The following is a 17,915-nucleotide window of genomic DNA, read 5'->3' on the forward strand; positions in this document are numbered from 1 at the left end:
CTAGACTCGGACTGTGAGCAACGAAATCCCCGCCAAGGTATCCGACGTCTTTGACCCCTCCCGGTGGCGCACCGTGTCCGGTTTCGACGACTTCCAGGACATGACCTACCACCGGCAGGTGGAGCGCTCCGCAGACGGGGAAGTGGTCCGGGACCTGCCCACCGTCCGCATCGCCTTCGACCGCCCCGAGGTCCGCAACGCCTTCAGGCCCGGCACCGTGGACGAGCTCTACCGTGCCATGGACCACGCCCGGATGACCCCGGACGTCGCCACCGTCCTGCTCACCGGCAACGGCCCCTCCCCCAAGGACGGCGGGCACTCGTTCTGCTCGGGCGGGGACCAGCGGATCCGCGGCCGCGACGGGTACCGCTATGCCAATGGTGAAACGACCGAAACCATTGATCCGGCCCGCGCCGGACGGCTGCACATACTGGAAGTCCAGCGGCTCATGCGCACCATGCCCAAGGTGGTCATCGCCGTCGTCAACGGCTGGGCGGCCGGCGGCGGGCACTCCCTCCACGTGGTCTCGGACCTCACGATCGCCTCCCGCGAGCACGGCAAGTTCAAGCAGACCGACGCCACCGTGGGCAGCTTCGACGCCGGCTACGGCTCGGCCCTCCTGGCCCGCCAGATCGGCCAGAAGTCCGCCCGGGAGATCTTCTTCCTGGCCCGCGAATATTCCGCCGAGGACATGGTCCGGATGGGCGCCGTGAACGAGGCCGTGGACCACGAACGCCTCGAGGAGGTCGCCCTGGAGTACGCCGCCGACATTGCCCGGCAGTCCCCGCAGGCCATCCGCATGCTTAAGTTCGCCTTCAACCTGGCCGACGACGGCCTGGCCGGCCAGCAGGTCTTCGCCGGCGAGGCGACCCGCCTGGCGTACATGACGGACGAGGCCGTGGAGGGCAAGGAGGCCTTCCTCGAGAAGCGCGATCCCGACTGGTCCGCTTTCCCGTACTACTTCTAGGGCGCGCTGTGACTTCCGGAGCCATAAACATCGAGCCTGCGCTCAAGGCGCTGGCTGCTGCCCTCCATGGCGAGGGACCCGCCGTCGAACTCTCCGCCGGGCCGGACGGCACGCCGGTGCTGGGATTCCCTGACACGGCCGGCATCGAGGACGCGGCCGTCGTGGTCCGGACCTCCGGCTCCACCGGCACACCAAAGGCGACCGTGCTGACCGTCGATGCCCTGGCGGCCTCGTCCGTGGCGACCGCCTTTGCGCTCAAGGGCGAGGGGCAGTGGCTGCTGGCCCTTCCCGTCCAGTATGTGGCCGGCGTCCAGGTGCTGGTCCGCTCGCTCTTCGCGGGGACCCGCCCGTGGGTCATGGACCTCTCCGGCGGTTTTACGCCGGAGGCCTTCACCGCCGCGGCGCTGGAACTCACGGACAAGCTCCGTTTCACCTCGCTGGTGCCCACCCAGCTCCAGCGGCTCCTGGACGCTCCCTCCGCCGGGACGCTGGCGGTGCTGCGGCGTTTCAACGCCATCCTGCTCGGCGGCGGTCCCGCGTCCGCGGAGCTCCTCGCCGCAGCCAGGGACGCCGGAGTGCGGGTGGTGACCACCTACGGCTCGTCCGAAACCTGCGGCGGGTGCGTGTACGACGGCTTCCCGCTCGAGGACGTCCTGGTCCGCGTGGAGGACGACGGCCGCATCCTGCTGGGCGGGGCAACCATTGCAGCCGGCTATCTTCAGGCCCCCGAGCTCTCGGCCGCGGCGTTCATCGAAGCGGACGGCGTCCGCTGGTACCGGACCAATGACCTCGGTGAGCTGGACGCCGACGGCCGGCTCACCGTGCTCGGCCGCGCCGACGACGTCGTCATCACCGGCGGCGTCAAAGTTTCGGCCGCGCATGTCCAGGCTGAGCTGGAAAAGCTCGACGGCGTACGGGCGGCTTTTGTCGCCGGTGTACCGTCCGCCGAGTGGGGCCACGCCCTGGCCGCGTACGTCGCCGTGGCCGACAGTTCCCCGGAAGGGCTGGCGGCGTTCGCCGACCGCCGGAACGAGACCTGGGCACCGTCGCTGGGCGCGCTGGCCCCGAAGACGGTGCTGCCCGCCGCGGAACTGCTCATGCTGCCCAACGGCAAACCGGACCGGCTGGGCATGACGGTCCTGCTGGACGCCCTCCATCAGGGAAAATAGACAAGCCGCCTCCGGCTTCGGGCCGGCTGCGTGTTTCAACCAACGAGTATTCAACCAACCAACGAGGTACTGACCGTGGCTACAGCCGCACAATGGATCCAAGGCGCCCGACTGCGCACCCTGCCGGCAGCGATCGCACCGGTGCTGATCGGCAGCGCAGCCGCCTACGAGATGGATTCGTTCATCCTGCTGAACGCCGTGCTGGCCGCGCTGGTGGCCCTGCTCCTGCAGATCGGAGTCAACTACGCCAACGACTACTCTGACGGCATCCGCGGCACGGATGAGGACCGGGTGGGCCCGCTCCGGCTGGTGGGCTCCGGTGCCGCCAGCCCGGAGCACGTCAAAAGGGCAGCGTTCGCGGCCTTCGGGCTGGCGATGCTATTCGGCCTGATCCTCGTGATCATAACGCAGGCCTGGTGGCTGATCCTGGTCGGCGTCGGCTGCGTGCTGGCCGCCTGGGGCTATACCGGCGGCAAGAACCCGTATGGCTATCTCGGCCTGGGCGACGTCTTCGTGTTTGTGTTCTTCGGGCTCGTCGCAACGCTTGGCACCACGTACACCCAGGCGGGGCAACTGAGCCTCGCAGCGATCATCGGGGCGATCGGCACCGGACTGATCGCGTGCGCCCTGCTGATGGCCAACAACGTCCGCGACATCCCCACCGACAGAAAGGCGGGGAAGAAAACCCTTGCCGTGCGGCTCGGGGACAAGCACGCGCGCGAAAGCTACGTGCTGATGCTGGCCGTAGCGATCCTGCTGGTCATCGTCCTGGCCCCCGCCCGGCCCTGGATGCTGATTGTGCTCCTGCTGATCCCCGCCAGTCTCATGCCGTCCTGGCTGATGATCTCCGGGCGGCGCCGCAAGAGCCTGATCCCGGTCCTGAAGCAGACCGGACTGATCAACCTCGGCTTCGCCGCGCTGTTTTCACTCGGACTCGTGCTCAGCCACGGCTTCTAGGCGGGGGGGCTCTGAGCCGGGGTTTCCCAGGACTGCACGGGACCGGCGCGGGGGCTCAGGCCCCGGGTTGCCGGGACTGCACGGGACTGGGCCGGGGGCTCAGGCCCCGGGTTGCCGGGAATCTTTGGGGCGGTTGTCAGTGCGGACGGCAATGTCGGGGTTCTCGTCCACGAGGCGGTCTTCGGCCTCGGCGTCGGCCACCTCGCCGGCGCTGCGCATCGGCTTGGCCTTGCCCGAGAACCGGTGGTGGAGCGTCGCGGTGGCCGCGTCGCGCTGTTTCTGGAAGAACAGGAAGCTGACGGCGAAGGACATCATCCCGGCGCACAGGGCGGCCAGGAGCACCCCCAGCTGAAGGTAGAGGAAGAGCGCAAACAAGGGCGCAAACAGCGCCAGCCGAATCAGGGTGTATTTGAGGAAAGCCACGCCTCAAGTTTAGCCGCCGGGACGGCGCGTTGCTTCGGCCATTCCGCTCCCAGCGGCCGCGGTGCCTGGGGCCTGCACCCGGGCATAGTGACCGGCGCCGTCGAGGCGCCCGACGGCTAGACTGAAGGTATGCTCCGTGTAGTGGTTCCGATCGTCATACTGGCCGTGTTTGTCTATGGACTGGTCGACCTCATCCGCACTGACGCGCGGCTGACCAGGGGCATCTCCAAGACCGCCTGGATCTTCGTGCAGGTCCTCCTCCCCGTGGTCGGCGCCACCCTGTGGTTTCTCATTGGACGCCCCCGCGCCACGGACACCGCACCGGTTGCCTACAGCCACCCGGTAGCGCCCGATGACGACCCCGAGTTCCTGCGCAACCTTGAGATCCGCCGCCGCAACCAGGCCGAGGCCGACAGGCTCAAGAAGCTCAAGGAAGAATTCGACGCCAAGGGCCGCAAGCACGACGCCGGCAACGCGGAAGCCGGCGGCACCGAAGGCGCCGGCGATGCCCACGAACCCGGCGATGCCGGAACGCCCGGCACGGACGAAGTCAAGTAGAGGTCAGGTAGAACCATTCCGGGCCTCCACCTGCGGCCGTTCGCCCCAAATGGCCGGAATCCCACGCTCTAAGCGGCCATCTCCGGCAAATGGCCGCCACTCATCCGCGCCCGCGTCTGCTGCTCACAGCGCCTCTGGCCACTGTTTACGCGCCCCGGCCCAGGCGTCTCTTTCCCATCTTCGGCCGCCCCCGTCACCCCGCCCGGGCCTCCACCTGCGGCCGTTCGCCGCAAATGGCCGGAATCCCACGCTCTAAGCGGCCATCTCCGGCAAATGGCCGCCACTCATCCCCGCCGGCGTCTGCTGCTCACACCGCCCACTCCTCCCCCACACTGTGCCTGCTCTGTGGATAACCTCCGAGCCTTGTCCGCGCGGGCGCAGAATGCCCGTATGCGCCAGCCCAGTGAGCTTCCCCCGCATCTTCGAAACCAGCCCTTCACCGTGGCCGCGGCCCGCACTGCCGGGGTGGGGCGACGACGGACCCGGGCCAGGGATCTCGTCAGCCCCTGTTACGGGGTCCGCGCCACGGCGGCCACCCCAGACAGTTTGCTGAAACGCGTGCATGCCCTGACTGCCGTGACGGGCGCAATCGTAAGCCACCTGTCTGCGGCAGTGCTGTGGGGATTTCCACTGCCGCAGGCCCTGGAGAACCTGGCGGTCATCCATCTGACGAGTCGGCCGGGCCAGCGGGCGGTCCGGCATAAGAATGTGGTGGGCCATCAGCAGTCACTTGAACCGGAGGAAATCGTGACCGGGGTGCGGGTGAGCTGCACCTCTCCGTTGCGGACGTGGTTCGATCTCGCGGGCATACTAAGCCTCGATGACTTGGTGATCGCCGGGGACTTCCTGCTGCGGCGGAGAAATCCATTGACCACGCTCGCCGAGCTGGACGCATTCCTCGCCGGGAAACAAGGCCGGGCGGGCTGCCGGCGGGCCATGCAGGCCCGCTCCCTGATACGCGCCGGCACGGACTCCCCCAAGGAGACCGAACTCCGGCTCCTCCTGATTCGGCATGGCCTGCCCGAACCCGGAATCAATGTCCCGATGTTCGATGAGACCGGCGGTTGGATCCAGGACCCGGATCTCTCCTATGAGCAAGAAAGGATCGCGATCCAGTACGACGGCGGTCACCACGCCGGTCCGGCCCAGCGTCGCAGCGACATCTTCCGGGATGAGAACGCCAGGGATGCCGGGTGGCGCGTCGTCGTATTGACCCAATGGCATTTGACCCCGCCCGGCCCTGGGATGGAGCCGGCCGCAGTTACCCGCGTGCGTGCGGCGCTGACGGAGCGCGGCTGGACCCCGGACCCGTGCCAAAAGCCGGGCCGGCGTCAACGTGCCCACCCCCAGCCGCACCGACCTGACACGAATGGCCGCTAAGAACATCGGCTTAGCGGCCATCTGTGGCGAATCGATGGAGCGCGGTCCCTGCCAGCCCCGAAAGCACCGTCCGAGGTCCGCGGCCGCGTCCAGCACACAGGTGTCGGCAGGCCCGCAACGCCATGCCGCCCCCAGCCGCACGCCACGCCACCCCAGCCGCACGCCACGCCGCCCCAGCCGACCCCAGCCGCACGCCACACCGCCCCCAGCCGTACCCACCTGACACGAATGGCCGCTAAGCGCATCGGCTTAGCGGCCATCTGTGGCAAATCGAGGGAGCGCGGGCCCCGAAGGACCCGGCTGCGGTGCGGCTTACAGTCCCGAGTAGGAGTGCAGGCCGTTGAAGAACTGGTTCACGATCGTGAAGTTGAAGACCACGCACAGGTAGCCAACGATCGACAGCCAGGCGGCACGGGTTCCGGTCCATCCGCGGGTGGCACGGGCGTGCAGGTATCCGGCGTACACCACCCAGATCACGAACGTCCAGACTTCCTTCGTGTCCCATCCCCAGAACCGGCCCCAGGCCTTCTCCGCCCAGATGGCGCCGAACATGAGCGTGAAGGTCCAGCCGACGAACGCGATCGCGTTGATGCGGTAGGACAGGTTCTCCAGGCTCAGGGCGTTCGGAACCAGGCGCATGAACCCGAGCTTGTCGGCGCCGCCGGCGGCGATGGTCTTCTGCCGGTGCGACTGCACGAGCTGCAGCGCGGACATGGCGAAGGTCAGGGTGAACAGGGCCGAGGACATTACCGCGATCGACACGTGGATGATCAGCCAGTAGCTCTGCAGCGCCGGCACGAGGTGGCCCACGGGGGTCCAGAAGGCGATGGAGGCCGCGACGAGCATGATGATGGCCAGCCCGATCACAAACGTGCCCAGGAAGCGCAGGTCGCGGCGGATCAGCACCAGCAGGAAGACGGCCACGGCCACGAACGCGCCCGTCGTGAGGAATTCGTACATGTTGCCCCACGGCACCCGGCCGGCACCCAGCGCGCGGGTGATCACGCCGGCCGCATGAATCGCGGCGCCGAGGACGGTCAGTGCGACGGCCACCCGGGCGGGGGCGCGCCGCTCGCCGGCGTAGCGCATGCTGCCGTCGGCGGTCTGGCCCGCGCCTGCCGCGGTGCCGCGGCGGGAGGTGGCCGACGTCGGACGTTCGGCACGGCCTGCCGGTCCGCTGACGTCCGCATCGGAGCGGGCGACGTCGGCTCCGGCGGCCGCCGCGCCGACACCGACGGGAACCCGCGCGGCATTGGCCTCGGCCGCCCCGGAGAGCTCTGCGGCCTTGAGGTCCACCGCGCGCAGCGTCTTGCTGCTCTTGGCCAGGTCCCAGGCGAAGGCGATGAACGCCACCGTGTACGTGCCGGCGGCCAGCAGCATGAACAGCTCGCTGTACTGGCCCATGGTTTCGTTGATCGAGAACGGCATTACTGGTCCTTCTTCGACTCGGAAGAGCCGGCTGTTGACTGGATGAAGTCTTCTGCGGGTTGTTCAGGAGAGGCGTGCGCGCCGCTGGCACCTTTCGCGGCGGTATCCGCCCGGTCATTATCCGCTGTTGCGCTGGGAGCGGGCTGGGAGCCGGTTGGAGCGTCATCGCCCAACAGCCAATCGTCGGAAAGGAGCTTGCGGATGGCCGCGGCCTCCCCGGCCAGGCGGTGGTCTTCGCCGCGGGCCAGCAGACCGTATTCCACCATGGTCCGTCCGTCCTCGTGGGTGCCCGTGCGGACCCAGACGCGGCGGCGGTTCACGTAGAGCGAGGTCACCAGACCGGCGACGGCCAAAAGCGCGAAGATCAGGGCGTAGAGCTGGCCGGGGTTGTGGTGGATGTCCACGCCGATGTAGCGCTTGACGCCGTCGAAGCTGATGGAACCCTTGCCGTTCGGCAGCGTGTAGCTGCTTCCGGGCGCCAGGACGATGCCCTTCGTGTCCAGGTTGCGGGCGTTGAGCGGCGTGAGTTTCTTGACGTCGAGCTCGAAGACGTTCTGCGGGGAGCCCGCGTCGAGGCCGAGGTCGCCGAAGTAGGAGTTGAGCGTCAACTGCGGGTTGATGAGCTCGGGATCACCGCTGAAGGACACCCCCTGGTCGGTGACGAACGCCGTCGGCAGGAAGAACCCGGCGAAGGCGAGCTGTTCCGGTTTGGCGTCCGGGACCTTGATGACCACGGAGGAGTAGTAGTTCTCGCCCTGGAGCTTGGCGACCACGGGACCCTGCATGGCAACATTGCCGGCGCCGTCGCGGATGGTGACCACGGGAGCGTAGCCGTTGCCGGTGAGGTACACGCTGGTGCCGCCGAGGCTGAGGGGGTCGTTGACCTTGAGCACCTCCTTCTTGGCGGGTGCGTCCGGGTTTTCCTTCGTGGTCACGGCGGCGGTGAAGTCGATGGGCTGACCGAACTTGCCCTTCGATTCACGGTCGAAGGTGATGTCGAACTTATCCAGCTGGACCGAATAGGGCTGCAGCTGGCTGCTCTGGAAATTGGTACCGGGGGTGAACTGGTCGTACCCGACGAGGGTGTTGACGAACGTGTCCCCCTCCACGAGGATCCGCTGCCCGCTGTAGCCGAAGAGGCCGCCGGCCGCCACCGAGACCAGCACCCCGATCAGTGCGGTGTGGAAGACGAGGTTGCCGACTTCCTTCAGGAAGCCGCGCTCGGCACCCAAAGACGGGCGGGCGCCGTCGCGGTCCCGCACGTCGACGCGGTAGCCGCGCTTCTTCAGCAGCTCGGCGGCGTCGGTGATGGCGGCCGACGCCGGGATCCCGGCGTCGGCCGGAATCACCAGGGTGCCGTATTCGGGCAGCCTGGACAGGCGGGCGGGGGTGCGCGGGGGCTGGGAGCGCATCGCCTTGTAGTGCGCGATGGCGCGGGGGATCACGCAGCCGATCAGCGAGACGAACAGCAGGATGTAGATCGCCGAGAACCAGGCCGAGGAGTAGACGTCGTAGAGCTGCACCGAGTCCAGGATCGCGCCGTAGTCCGGGTGGTCCTTGATGTACTGCGTGACAATCGCCGGGTTGGCCGGGCGCTGCGGGAACAGCGAGCCGGGCACGGCGGCGACGGCCAGCAGCAAGAGCAGGAACAGGGCTGTGCGCATGCTGGTCAGCTGCGTCCACGCCCACCGGAGCATGCCCAACGGACCCAGGGTGGGCAGGACGGCCTCGGGCTTCGGGGACTTCTTCTTTTCGTTCACGCGCTCGCTCATCAGATTGGCAATTTCACATCGGTTTGGAACCAGTACTGCAACCCGGAGACCCAGGTGCCCCACACGCCGCTCGCCATCAGGATCCCGAGCAGGATCAGGATGCCGCCGCCGGTGCGCTGGATGGCGAGCCGGTGGTTGCGGAAGAAGGACATCACGCCGATGCCGCGGCGCACGGCCAGGGCGATCAGCAGGAACGGGATTCCCAGCCCAAGGCTATAGACGAACGCCAGGAACGCCCCCTTGGCCGCCGAGGAGCCGCCGGAGAGGCTCAGCAGCTGGACGGCCGAATACGTCGGACCGATGCACGGCGCCCAGCCCAGCCCGAAGGTGATGCCCAGCAGGGGCGCGCCCCAGAGTCCGGCCGGCGGTTTGGCGTGGATCTTGGCATCGCGCTGGAGCCAGCCGAAGCCGCCCATGAACACCACGCCCATGACGATCACCAGGACGCCCAGCAGCTGGGTGATCCAGGTGTTCTGCGAGCCCGTGATGACGCTGCCCAGCTGCCCGAAGGCGCCGCCGAGCAGCACGAAGATCACGGAGAAGCCGAGGACGAACAACCCGATGCCGGCCAGCATGCGCCCGCGCCTTTGCTTCTGCAGGTCGACGCCGGTCAGTCCCGTGACGTAGCCCAGGTATCCGGGCACCAGCGGGAGGACACAGGGCGAGAGGAAGGAGACCAGTCCGGCCAGCAGCGCGACGGGAATGGCAAGCAGGAGCGATCCGTTGAGGATGGCTTCGGCGAAGGGGCTGTTCACAGTGGGGCCGCGCTACTCGGCCACGGCGGCGGCGATGAGGGACTTCAGGGTGCCCTGCTGGATTTCGCCCAGGACCCGGGAGGCGACGCGGCCCTGCTTGTCCAGCACGAGGGTGGTAGGCACGGCGCCGGGCGGCACGAGTCCGGAGACCGCCAGCAGCACGGCGCCGTCCTTGTCATTGAAGCTCGGGTACGTCAGGTTGAAGGTCTTGTCGAACGCGTCGGCCGTGGCCTTCTCATCGCGCAGGTTGACGCCGAAAAACTGCACGCCCTGGGTCTTGAATTCCTGGTTCAGCGCCTCGAGGGAGGGCGCCTCGACCCGGCAGGGGGCGCAGGCGGCAAACCAGAAGTTCAGCACGGTCACCTTGCCGGGGAAGTCCGCCGACGTCACGGCCGTGCCGTCGAACAGCGTCCCCTTGAGCGCCACGGGACTCTTGCGGTCCGCGACGGCGAACTCGGTGACGGACCCGTCGCCGGCCACATAGTTCTTGTTGTCCCCGGCCTTGGCCTGTTTGGCGAGGGCGTCGTCCTGGGCGCAGCCGGACAGCCCGAACACGGCGGCCAGCGCGGCCCCGCCGACGGTCAGCACGCGGCGGCGGGACAAAGGAGTTTCTTCGCGGCGGTTCGCGGCCATGGTCAGGCTCCCGGGGTGCTGGCGGCACCGGGCAGCAGGGCGGCAGCGGGCTCGCTGTAGTCGACGCGCACGAGGCCGCCGGCGTCGTCGAACACCAGGGACGTCAGGGACGTCAGGGTGCATTCGCGCTTGCGGGGGTCGTGCCACAACGGCCGGCCTTCGGCGCTGAGCCGCGTTGCCCAGATGGGCAGCTGGTGGCTGACAAGGATGGCTTCGGCCCCGTTGCCGCCCAGTTCGATGGCCCGGACGCGTGCGTCCTGGACTGCCGCGATGACCCGTGCGGCCTGCTCCTTGTAGGGCTCACCCCACGAGGGCCGCAACGGGTTGTACAGCCGGGCCCAGTGCTTGGGCCGCAGCAGCTCCGCTTTGGAGACGTGGAGGCCCTCGAAGTGGTTGGCGGCCTCGATGATGCGGGCCTCGGTGGCAATCTCCAGGCCCAGGGCATCGGCGATCGGCTGCGCAGTCTCCTGCGCGCGGGTCAGCGGGGACGCGGCGAGGTGGACAATCCGGGCCCCTTGCGCGGAACGCTCCCTGAAGTGTTCCGCCAGGGTGCGGGCCATCTCCCGGCCGAGTTCGGAGAGGTGGAATTCCGGCAGCCTGCCGTACAGGACACCATCGGGATTGTGGACCTCGCCGTGGCGGAGCAAATGAACAGTGGCTTGGGGCATGTCTACCAGTTTCTCAAAGATGCCGGTCGATCTGAAATCTTCTACAGGAGGTAGAACTGATGAGTTTGGAAAAATGTTCCCCGGAGTTGGAATAAAAGATGCAAATGCATGTTTATACTGGGTGAAGCAGTTAGTTGAGAGTTCAACCAATGATGCTTCAACTAGCGATCAGACGAACCACCGCAGTACCAACCCGACTCAAGGAGAACCACCATGGCACTTCCCGCAAACGTCACCACCGGCACCTGGACCCTCGACCCGTCGCACAGCGAGATCGGCTTCACCGTCCGCCACGCCGGCATCAGCAAGGTGCGCGGTCAGTTCACCGACGCCTCAGCCACCCTGGACCTCGCCGAGAACGTCACCGACTCCAAGGTCAACGCCTCGATCAAGACCGCAAGCTTCGACTCCGGCGACGCCAACCGCGACGGCCACGTCCGCGGCGAAGACTTCTTCGACGTCGAGACGTTCCCGGAGATCTCCTTTGTCTCCAACACCATCGTCCCCAAGGGCGACGCCTACGAGCTCCAGGGCGACCTCACCATCAAGGGCATCACCCGCCCCGTGGCCCTCGAGACCGAATTCAACGGCGTGGCCGTCGATCCCTTCGGCAACACCCGCGCCGGCCTCAGCGCCGAAACCACGATCAGCCGCAAGGACTTCGGCCTGACCTGGAACGCCGTCCTCGAAGCCGGCGGCGTGCTGGTCAGCGACAAGGTTGCCATCAACCTGGAACTGGCCTTCATCGCTCCCGCAGCGTAGTCAGTATTCAACAGGTCGGTATTCAACAGGTCCGGTCCCGGTCACTCCAGTACGGGCCTGATGGCCGACGCCGGTCAGCCGGCTCCAGCGCCCTGCTTCATCTTCGCGATGAAGCAGGGCGCTGCTGTTTGCGCCGCTGCTATCTGCCCCTGTTGGGCGCCGCCGGCGGGCACCGGGACGCGGCTGCAGATTCCCTAGATAACAGGGAAACGGCGGTCTACAGTGAGAGCCATGAGCAACCCGAGTGATGTACCTCCGCAGCAGCCGGGCGCCCAGCCACCGGCGGCGGGCAACGTCCCGCCCGCGGGACCGCAGCAGCCCCCGGCCAACCCGCCGTTCCCTCCCGGTTATCAGGCACCGCCGCCGGGGTACCAGGGCGGGCCCGGTTATCAGGCACCGCCTCCGGGGTACCAGGGCCAGCCGGCCCCTGCCGGCGGATTCCGCTTCGAGATGCCGACCGACCGCCCCCGGAACTTCGGCGATGCACTGCCTGCCGGCGGACTCTCTGGCATGTTCAAGGTCGCTGCAATGCCCACCGAGCTGAAGGTCTCGTACTGGATCTGGCTTATCGGCGGGCTCCTGGGACTCCTCGGTGGAATCATCGGGTTGTTCGGGTCCTTCGTTTTGATCGCCTTCGCGCCGGCAATCGGGCTCCTGGTGCTGTTGCTCGTCATCGTGGCGCTCATGCTGGCAACTGCTCAGATCATCCTGGCGATGAAGATGAAGGAAGGCCGGGAGTGGGCCCGCTTCGCCCTCACCATCCTTGTTGGCATCTCCTTGGTGCTGGCACTCATCAGTTCCGGCATCGCGGACGGCCGGGCGGGCGGAAACCTGCCGGGCTTCCTCATCAGCCTGGTGGCGACCGTGCTCATGTGGCTGCCGAACGCACAGGCCTGGTTTGTCGCCAACCGGGGCCGAATCTAGGCCCGCCGCCGCACAGGGCACGGCCGGATCGTGGCAGCGCCAGGGCTCCACCGCGGCCACTCGCCGGCCACCGAATGAGGGTTGAGAATACCTCTCCGGAATGATCCGCACGGGGGCCAGCCCGCGGTACGGTTGAGCTAAACCATGCTGGGGGCAGGGCAGGATCTCTGATCCCGGTGGCCGATTCGATCGATCGACACGCAAAGGACCGCTTCATGAGCAACCCGCCAGTCCAGCCCCCACCTTCCGACGGCTCCGAGCCGGGCCAGGAATCCACTCCGGCCCCGCAGACGCCCCCGGCCTACGGCCAGAACGCCCCGCAGGCACCGCAGTACGGCCAGCAAACACCCCCGGCCTACGGCCAGAACGCCCCCCAGGCACCGCAATACGGCCAGCAAACACCCCCGGCCTACGGCCAGAACGCCCCCCAGGCACCGCAGTACGGCCAGCAGACACCCCCCGCCTACGGCCAGAACGCCCCCCAGGCACCGCAGTACGGCCAGCAAACACCCCCGGCCTACGGCCAGAACGCCCCCCAGGCACCGCAGTACGGCCAGTCCCCCTACGGTCAGTCCCCCTACGCCCAGTACCCGTCCGAACAGCCGCAGGCTCAGGGCGCGGTTCCCCAGCTGGTCAATACTTCGTTCTGGCTGATCATCGCAGCCGGAGCCCTCTGGGTCATCTCGATGCTGGTGTCCCTGGGAACCCTGGACAGCCCTGCCGTCAGGGACATGTTCGAGCAGCAGATGGCAGCGAGCGGCACGAGCATCGATTTCGAATCCATCAAGGGTGTGCTGATCGGCACCATCGTGGTGTTCGCCGCCATCAGCGCCGGGCTGTACGCCCTCGTGGCATTCAATGTCCGCAAGGGCAAGAACTGGGCCCGCATCCTGGGCACCGTGTTCGCCGCCTTGTCGGTCTTCAACATCATCCCGCTCAGCCTCGCCACCCTGGCGGCACTGGTCGGCATCGCGGCCATCGTGCTGCTTTACCTGCCCGCGGCAGCGCCGTACTTCCAGAAGCGGCAGCCCTTTGCCAACCCCTACGGACAGCCCGGAGCCCCGTTCGGGAAGTAACTCCGCCAGTCTCTGCCCAGTAGGGAACCACCCAGCGGCGCGGGGCCCGGAAGACGCCGACCTTAGTCGGCGTCTTCCGGGTCCTGCGCCCTTTGTGCGTGGTAGGCCAGAATCTGCAGTTCCGTTGCCATGTCCACCTTGCGGAGGTTGACCCCAGGGGGGACCTGCAGCATCACCGGCGCGAAGCTGAGGATGCTCCGCACGCCGGCGGCGATCACCCGGTCGCAGACGTCCTGGGCCACAGCGGCAGGCAAGGCGAGGACCACCATGTTGGCGCCCGTCCGCTGCAGTACCGGCTCAAGGTCGGCGGCGTCGCTGACCCGCAGCCAGCCGACCTCGCTGCCCACCACCATCTGGTCGGCGTCGAAAATTGCCACGATGTCAAAGCCCCGCGACTCGAATCCGCCGTACCGGGCCAGGGCCTTGCCCAGGTTGCCCGCACCGACGATCGCGACTTTCCAGTCATGCGTCAGCCCGAGCGCGGCCGCGATGTTGCGGTTGAGGTACTGGACCTCATAACCGACACCCCGGGTTCCGTAGGAGCCGACATAGGAGAGGTCCTTGCGCAGCGTCGAGGAGCTGACGCCGGAGGCCTCGGCCAGCGATTCGGAGGAGACCCGGTCCACTCCCTCAGCCAGCAGTGTGGTCAGGGCGCGCAGATAGATGGTCAGCCGGGCCACGGCGGCGGGTGGAATCTGTTTGGCCGCAGTCCCGGCTCCCCCGGGGACAGCCCCGGGAGATGAATCCAGCGAAGTCACTATCTGCTCCATTGCGTCGCGTTGTGCTTCCCACTCTAGAGCCCCCGCGCATCACGCAACAAAGCACCCGCCGTCAGGAGGACTGGTCGAGGACCCGTTGCAGGGTCCGGGTCAGGCGGGCCTCGTCGATCTTCCAGAAATCCCGCTGGACACCATTGACCAGCACCACCGGGATCTCCTCGGCAAAGCGTTCCCGCAGCCCGGCGTCGTCGTCCACCGATTTCTCCGACCAATCTATTCCGAGCGCAGCGGTGACGCGGCCGACGGCGGCACGCGCCTCTGTGCACAGGTGGCAGTCAGCTTTGGTGATCAGAACTACATCGGGGAAAGACGCGGGTTTGGCCATGCGTCCACCGTAGCCCGGCGGCCACTTCGGCGTCGACGCGCGGCGCAGTCCGCCCGGGGCCGGGGCCGTTCTGCCGTCGCGCCGCGCGCCACGGGGGCGGCCGGGGGCCGGTCATTGACTAGACTCGTGGCATGCCCGAGGAGAAATACGTCATTGTGGCCAATGAGCCTGCTGCATCGACGCAGCACGGCGAGGCCGCATTTTTCGACGTCGACAACACCCTCATGAAGGGCGCAAGCCTTTTCCATGTCGCCCGGAAGCTTCACCAGCGTGGCGCCTTCACCCTGCCGCAGGCTGCCGGGTTCGCCTGGAAGCAGTTCATGTTCGTACTGCGCGGCGAAAACATGGATGACGTCCATGCCGTCCGCGATTCGGCCCTGACGCTGGCCGCCGGCATCACGGCGAAGGACATCGAGGCGTTGGGCGAAGAGGTCTACGACGAGATGATTGAGTCGCGGATCTGGCCGGGGGCAAAGGCCCTGGCCGAGCAGCATCTCCGGGTCGGGCGCAAGGTATGGCTCGTTACGGCGACGCCGATCGAGGTGGCCACGGTCATTGCCGCCCGGCTGGGCCTGACCGGGGCGCTGGGCACGGTGGGCGAGATCATGGACGGCTCGTACACGGGGCGGCTGGTGGGCGAGATCCTCCATGGACCGGCCAAAGCGGTCGCAGTCCAGCACATCGCCGAGGAGCAGGGCCTGGACCTGAGCCGCTGCTGGGCGTACAGCGATTCCCACAACGACATCCCGTTGCTGAGCATGGTGGGGCACCCCGTTGCCATCAATCCCGACTCCAAGCTGCGCCGTTACGCCCGCGAGCACAACTGGCCGGTCTACGACTTCCGTGCCGGCCGGCGCGCCGCCACGTTGGGCTTCAAGGCCGCGACGGTCGGAGGGGCCATCTACGGCCTGTGGCGGGGGTTCTCCCGCTTCCGCGGCCCCAGCCGCTAGGCCGCCCGCGGCTTTCCGCTGCGATTTCGAACCCGGGTTGCGGTTTCAGACCCGTGCGCCGCGGATCCGGGCCGCCTGTGTCCGGTTCCGTAGCCCGTGTCCCTGACCGGTGCGAAATCCTCACACCGGGGCGGGACAAGAAAAATGCCCGCCACCGGGAAGGCAACGGGCATTTCATGCATTTCGAAGTATTGCTACTTCTTATTGCGACGCTGGTGGCGCGTCTTGCGAAGCAGCTTGCGGTGCTTCTTCTTGGCCATACGCTTGCGACGCTTCTTAATAACTGAACCCACGAAAGTTCCTTACCGGCTAGATGCAGTACCTGCCTGTTGGGAAGTGTCCGCGGGCTAAGCAGCAGACTAAAACAACTGACAGGTTCTTACAATGACGTAAAACGTTCCTTAACAGGGTACCGCCTCTGCGAGGCACCCCACGACCGCGGGCCCCGTGCGGGACCCAAAGCAGTCGATTCACGCTGTGAATGTTGCCGCTGACTGTTCAGCCAGTTCCGGCGTGGCCGTCGTTCCGGTCGACGACGGCACCCTTGAGGTACTGTTCGACGGCGTTTTCCGGCACGCGGTAGGAGCGGCCGAACCGCACGGCCGGCATCTCCCCCGAATGCACAAGACGGTACACAGTCATTTTTGATACCCGCATAAGTTCCGCGACTTCGGCCACGGTCAAAAAACGGGCCTTGGAGAAGTTGGCCTCCGTAGACATTTCCCTATTCCTTTGCTCAAGCGAACGGCAGCCCCACCTGTTGACATGGCGGTGTGCCGATGCTGAGCCATCAAACAACCATGTGTTAGCAACACTAGTTGCTCATGGTGCCAAAGTGAAAGACTTCCTCAGGAATCCCCACACGATTTCCGCAGGAATCTCGAAAAACTCGCAGCACCGGCCTCCTCCGGTTCCCGACTCAGGCAAGCGTCCGCCGGGTGCGGGCCGAGGCGGCCAGCTGGCCAAGTACCGATGCCGTCACGTCCCAGTCCATGCAGGCATCCGTGACGCTCTGGCCGTAGACCAGCCCGTCGCGTCCGGCGCCTGTGACGGTGTTGACGGCGGCGTTGACCTCAAGGGTCTGCGCCCCGCCCACCAGGAAGCTCTCCAGCATGACGCCGGCGATGGCCCCGGCGGCGGCTCCGGCACTTTCCAGCTGCGCACCGATTTCGAGGGCGACCTCGGCCTGGCGGTGGTGGTTCTTGCCGCTGTTGGCGTGGCTGGCATCGACGATCAGGCGGGGGTTCAACTGCTTCGCGGCGAGTTTCGCCGAGGCCGCTTCAACGTCGGCTGCCGAGTAGTTGGGACCCTTGCGTCCGCCACGGAGTATGACGTGGGTGTCCGGGTTGCCGGCGGTAGCCACAAGCGCCGCCCTGCCGTCGTCGTCGATCCCGAGGAATGCCTGGGCGGCGGCGGCGGCGCTGCACGCGTCCAGTGCCACCTGGAGATCGCCGTCGGTCCCGTTCTTGAAGCCGATCGGCATCGACAGCCCGGAGGCCAGCTGGCGGTGGATCTGGCTCTCCGTGGTGCGGGCGCCGATCGCGCCCCAGGCGATCAGGTCCGCGACGTACTGGGGGCTGATGGGCTCAAGGAACTCAGTGGCGGTGGGCAGGCCGAGGGCGGTGACCTGCCGCAGGAACGCCCGGGCCGCGCGCAGGCCCGCGGCGATGTCGTGGCTGCCGTCCAGCCGGGGGTCGTTGATCAGGCCCTTCCACCCGACCGTGGTGCGCGGCTTTTCGAAGTAGGTGCGCATAACGATCAGCAGGTCCTCGCGGTGCTTCTCCGCCTGGCTGACGAGCCTACGGGCGTATTCCAGCCCAGCTTTGGGGTCGTGGATGGAGCAGGGGCCCACGATGACGAGCAGCCTGTCGTCCACGCCGTCCATGATGGCCCGGACCTCGTCCCGGCCCCGCCGGACCACCTCGGCCAGGCGGGCCTCCAGCGGCAGTTCCGCCATGAGGTCCTGCGGGGTGGGCAGCGGGGTGAACTCGCTGACGCGCAGGTTTGAGGTGGGTTGCTGGGTGCCGGTGGCTGCTTCGATGCTCATGTTCGGGTCCTGTTCCGGATGCGGAGCGGGCCCTGATCAGAACCCGCCGGAGAAATGGCGAAGGGCAGAGAATGATCTCTGCCCTGTTGGCTCTGAAGGAAAGTTGGATGCGTGTCAGTTAGACGCGGGCCCCTCCAGAGCCAACGAAAAATACGCATACCAACGCTTAGTCATAGCGTCGACCATAGCCCCGGAGCCGCGGCCGGGGCAAACGTCGGGCGTAACAATCCGCCGTCGCACCGGGCCAGGACGTAACTCCCGTCATCGGGCAGCAGGTCAATGCCTCCTGCGGGCACCAGGCTGGTCGGTGACGCCCACGGGTCTGGCCCGAACGCCCTGGCA

General features: G+C 67.2%; 20 protein-coding genes. 9 read left to right on the top strand and 11 right to left on the bottom strand.

Going from position 1 to position 17,915, the window contains the following annotated elements; translation table 11 throughout:
- Window positions 1-13 precede the first annotated feature (13 nt).
- The 3 genes from ABH915_RS18620 (at window position 14) to ABH915_RS18630 (ending at window position 3,093) form a co-directional block, all read left to right on the top strand.
- Window positions 14-967 (top strand): 1,4-dihydroxy-2-naphthoyl-CoA synthase, encoded by a 954-nt coding sequence (locus ABH915_RS18620; RefSeq protein WP_026537400.1) that lies wholly within the window; start codon window positions 14-16, stop codon window positions 965-967.
- A gap of 8 nt (window positions 968-975) precedes the next feature.
- The gene (locus ABH915_RS18625; protein WP_370124159.1) at window positions 976-2,136 is read left to right on the top strand and encodes an AMP-binding protein; all 1,161 of its coding nucleotides are present in this window, start codon (window positions 976-978) and stop codon (window positions 2,134-2,136) included.
- Window positions 2,137-2,211: 75 nt separating this feature from the next.
- Window positions 2,212-3,093 (top strand): 1,4-dihydroxy-2-naphthoate polyprenyltransferase, encoded by an 882-nt coding sequence (locus ABH915_RS18630; RefSeq protein WP_018775061.1) that lies wholly within the window; start codon window positions 2,212-2,214, stop codon window positions 3,091-3,093.
- 99 nt (window positions 3,094-3,192) lie between these two features.
- Here the strand turns inward: ABH915_RS18630 and ABH915_RS18635 are convergent, their stop codons facing one another.
- Window positions 3,193-3,516 (bottom strand): DUF4229 domain-containing protein, encoded by a 324-nt coding sequence (locus ABH915_RS18635; protein WP_018775060.1) that lies wholly within the window; start codon window positions 3,514-3,516, stop codon window positions 3,193-3,195.
- 129 nt (window positions 3,517-3,645) lie between these two features.
- Between ABH915_RS18635 and ABH915_RS18640 the strand changes: the two genes are divergently transcribed.
- Window positions 3,646-4,074 (top strand): PLD nuclease N-terminal domain-containing protein, encoded by a 429-nt coding sequence (locus ABH915_RS18640; RefSeq protein WP_018775059.1) that lies wholly within the window; start codon window positions 3,646-3,648, stop codon window positions 4,072-4,074.
- Between the two features lie 390 nt (window positions 4,075-4,464).
- A complete protein-coding gene (locus ABH915_RS18645) occupies window positions 4,465-5,454 on the top strand; it encodes a hypothetical protein (protein WP_370124162.1) in 990 nt (329 codons plus the stop codon).
- A 312-nt stretch (window positions 5,455-5,766) separates the two neighbouring features.
- On the opposite strand, the gene ccsB is transcribed toward ABH915_RS18645, so the two are convergent.
- The 5 genes from ccsB to ABH915_RS18670 are packed head-to-tail and all read right to left on the bottom strand — an operon-like array spanning window position 5,767 to window position 10,710.
- Window positions 5,767-6,882: a c-type cytochrome biogenesis protein CcsB gene (gene ccsB / locus ABH915_RS18650; RefSeq protein ID WP_370124164.1), complete on the bottom strand. Its 1,116-nt coding sequence runs from the start codon at window positions 6,880-6,882 to the stop codon at window positions 5,767-5,769.
- Entirely contained in the window at window positions 6,882-8,654 is a 1,773-nt protein-coding gene (locus tag ABH915_RS18655) for a cytochrome c biogenesis protein ResB (RefSeq protein ID WP_370124166.1), read from the bottom strand. The genes ccsB and ABH915_RS18655 overlap by 1 nt, the downstream gene beginning before the upstream one ends.
- Window positions 8,654-9,409, bottom strand: coding sequence for a cytochrome c biogenesis CcdA family protein (locus ABH915_RS18660; protein WP_018775055.1), 756 nt, complete (start codon window positions 9,407-9,409; stop codon window positions 8,654-8,656). Before ABH915_RS18660 ends, ABH915_RS18655 begins: the two co-directional genes overlap by 1 nt.
- Window positions 9,410-9,421: 12 nt before the next feature.
- Window positions 9,422-10,042, bottom strand: coding sequence for a TlpA family protein disulfide reductase (locus ABH915_RS18665; protein WP_370124169.1), 621 nt, complete (start codon window positions 10,040-10,042; stop codon window positions 9,422-9,424).
- 2 nt (window positions 10,043-10,044) lie between these two features.
- Entirely contained in the window at window positions 10,045-10,710 is a 666-nt protein-coding gene (locus ABH915_RS18670) for a histidine phosphatase family protein (RefSeq protein WP_370124171.1), read from the bottom strand.
- 213 nt (window positions 10,711-10,923) lie between these two features.
- On the opposite strand from ABH915_RS18670, the gene ABH915_RS18675 reads away from it, so the two are divergent.
- The 3 genes from ABH915_RS18675 to ABH915_RS18685 all read left to right on the top strand — a co-directional run bounded on the left by ABH915_RS18675 (window position 10,924) and on the right by ABH915_RS18685 (window position 13,472).
- Window positions 10,924-11,472, top strand: coding sequence for a YceI family protein (locus ABH915_RS18675; protein ID WP_018775052.1), 549 nt, complete (start codon window positions 10,924-10,926; stop codon window positions 11,470-11,472).
- Window positions 11,473-11,703: 231 nt separating this feature from the next.
- The gene (locus tag ABH915_RS18680; RefSeq protein ID WP_370124173.1) at window positions 11,704-12,396 is read left to right on the top strand and encodes a hypothetical protein; all 693 of its coding nucleotides are present in this window, start codon (window positions 11,704-11,706) and stop codon (window positions 12,394-12,396) included.
- Between the two features lie 215 nt (window positions 12,397-12,611).
- The gene (locus ABH915_RS18685) at window positions 12,612-13,472 is read left to right on the top strand and encodes a hypothetical protein (RefSeq protein WP_370124175.1); all 861 of its coding nucleotides are present in this window, start codon (window positions 12,612-12,614) and stop codon (window positions 13,470-13,472) included.
- Between the two features lie 62 nt (window positions 13,473-13,534).
- On the opposite strand, the gene ABH915_RS18690 is transcribed toward ABH915_RS18685, so the two are convergent.
- Both ABH915_RS18690 and ABH915_RS18695 read right to left on the bottom strand, forming a co-directional pair.
- Window positions 13,535-14,230, bottom strand: coding sequence for a redox-sensing transcriptional repressor Rex (locus ABH915_RS18690; RefSeq protein WP_018775049.1), 696 nt, complete (start codon window positions 14,228-14,230; stop codon window positions 13,535-13,537).
- A gap of 73 nt (window positions 14,231-14,303) precedes the next feature.
- Window positions 14,304-14,576, bottom strand: coding sequence for a glutaredoxin family protein (locus tag ABH915_RS18695; protein ID WP_026537390.1), 273 nt, complete (start codon window positions 14,574-14,576; stop codon window positions 14,304-14,306).
- 131 nt (window positions 14,577-14,707) lie between these two features.
- Between ABH915_RS18695 and ABH915_RS18700 the strand changes: the two genes are divergently transcribed.
- The gene (locus ABH915_RS18700; RefSeq protein ID WP_026537389.1) at window positions 14,708-15,526 is read left to right on the top strand and encodes an HAD family phosphatase; all 819 of its coding nucleotides are present in this window, start codon (window positions 14,708-14,710) and stop codon (window positions 15,524-15,526) included.
- Between the two features lie 194 nt (window positions 15,527-15,720).
- On the opposite strand, the gene ABH915_RS18705 is transcribed toward ABH915_RS18700, so the two are convergent.
- The 3 genes from ABH915_RS18705 to ABH915_RS18715 all read right to left on the bottom strand — a co-directional run bounded on the left by ABH915_RS18705 (window position 15,721) and on the right by ABH915_RS18715 (window position 17,573).
- The gene (locus ABH915_RS18705; protein WP_003792170.1) at window positions 15,721-15,819 is read right to left on the bottom strand and encodes a 30S ribosomal protein bS22; all 99 of its coding nucleotides are present in this window, start codon (window positions 15,817-15,819) and stop codon (window positions 15,721-15,723) included.
- Window positions 15,820-16,024: 205 nt separating this feature from the next.
- Window positions 16,025-16,246, bottom strand: a complete 222-nt coding sequence (locus ABH915_RS18710) for a helix-turn-helix domain-containing protein (protein ID WP_018775046.1) — start codon at window positions 16,244-16,246, stop codon at window positions 16,025-16,027.
- 199 nt (window positions 16,247-16,445) lie between these two features.
- Complete coding sequence (locus tag ABH915_RS18715; protein WP_370124179.1) at window positions 16,446-17,573, bottom strand: 3-deoxy-7-phosphoheptulonate synthase; 1,128 nt, start codon at window positions 17,571-17,573, stop codon at window positions 16,446-16,448.
- Window positions 17,574-17,915 lie beyond the last annotated feature (342 nt).

The sequence above is a fragment of the Arthrobacter sp. MW3 TE3886 genome (assembly GCF_041262145.1).
Classification (GTDB): Bacteria; Actinomycetota; Actinomycetes; order Actinomycetales; family Micrococcaceae; genus Arthrobacter.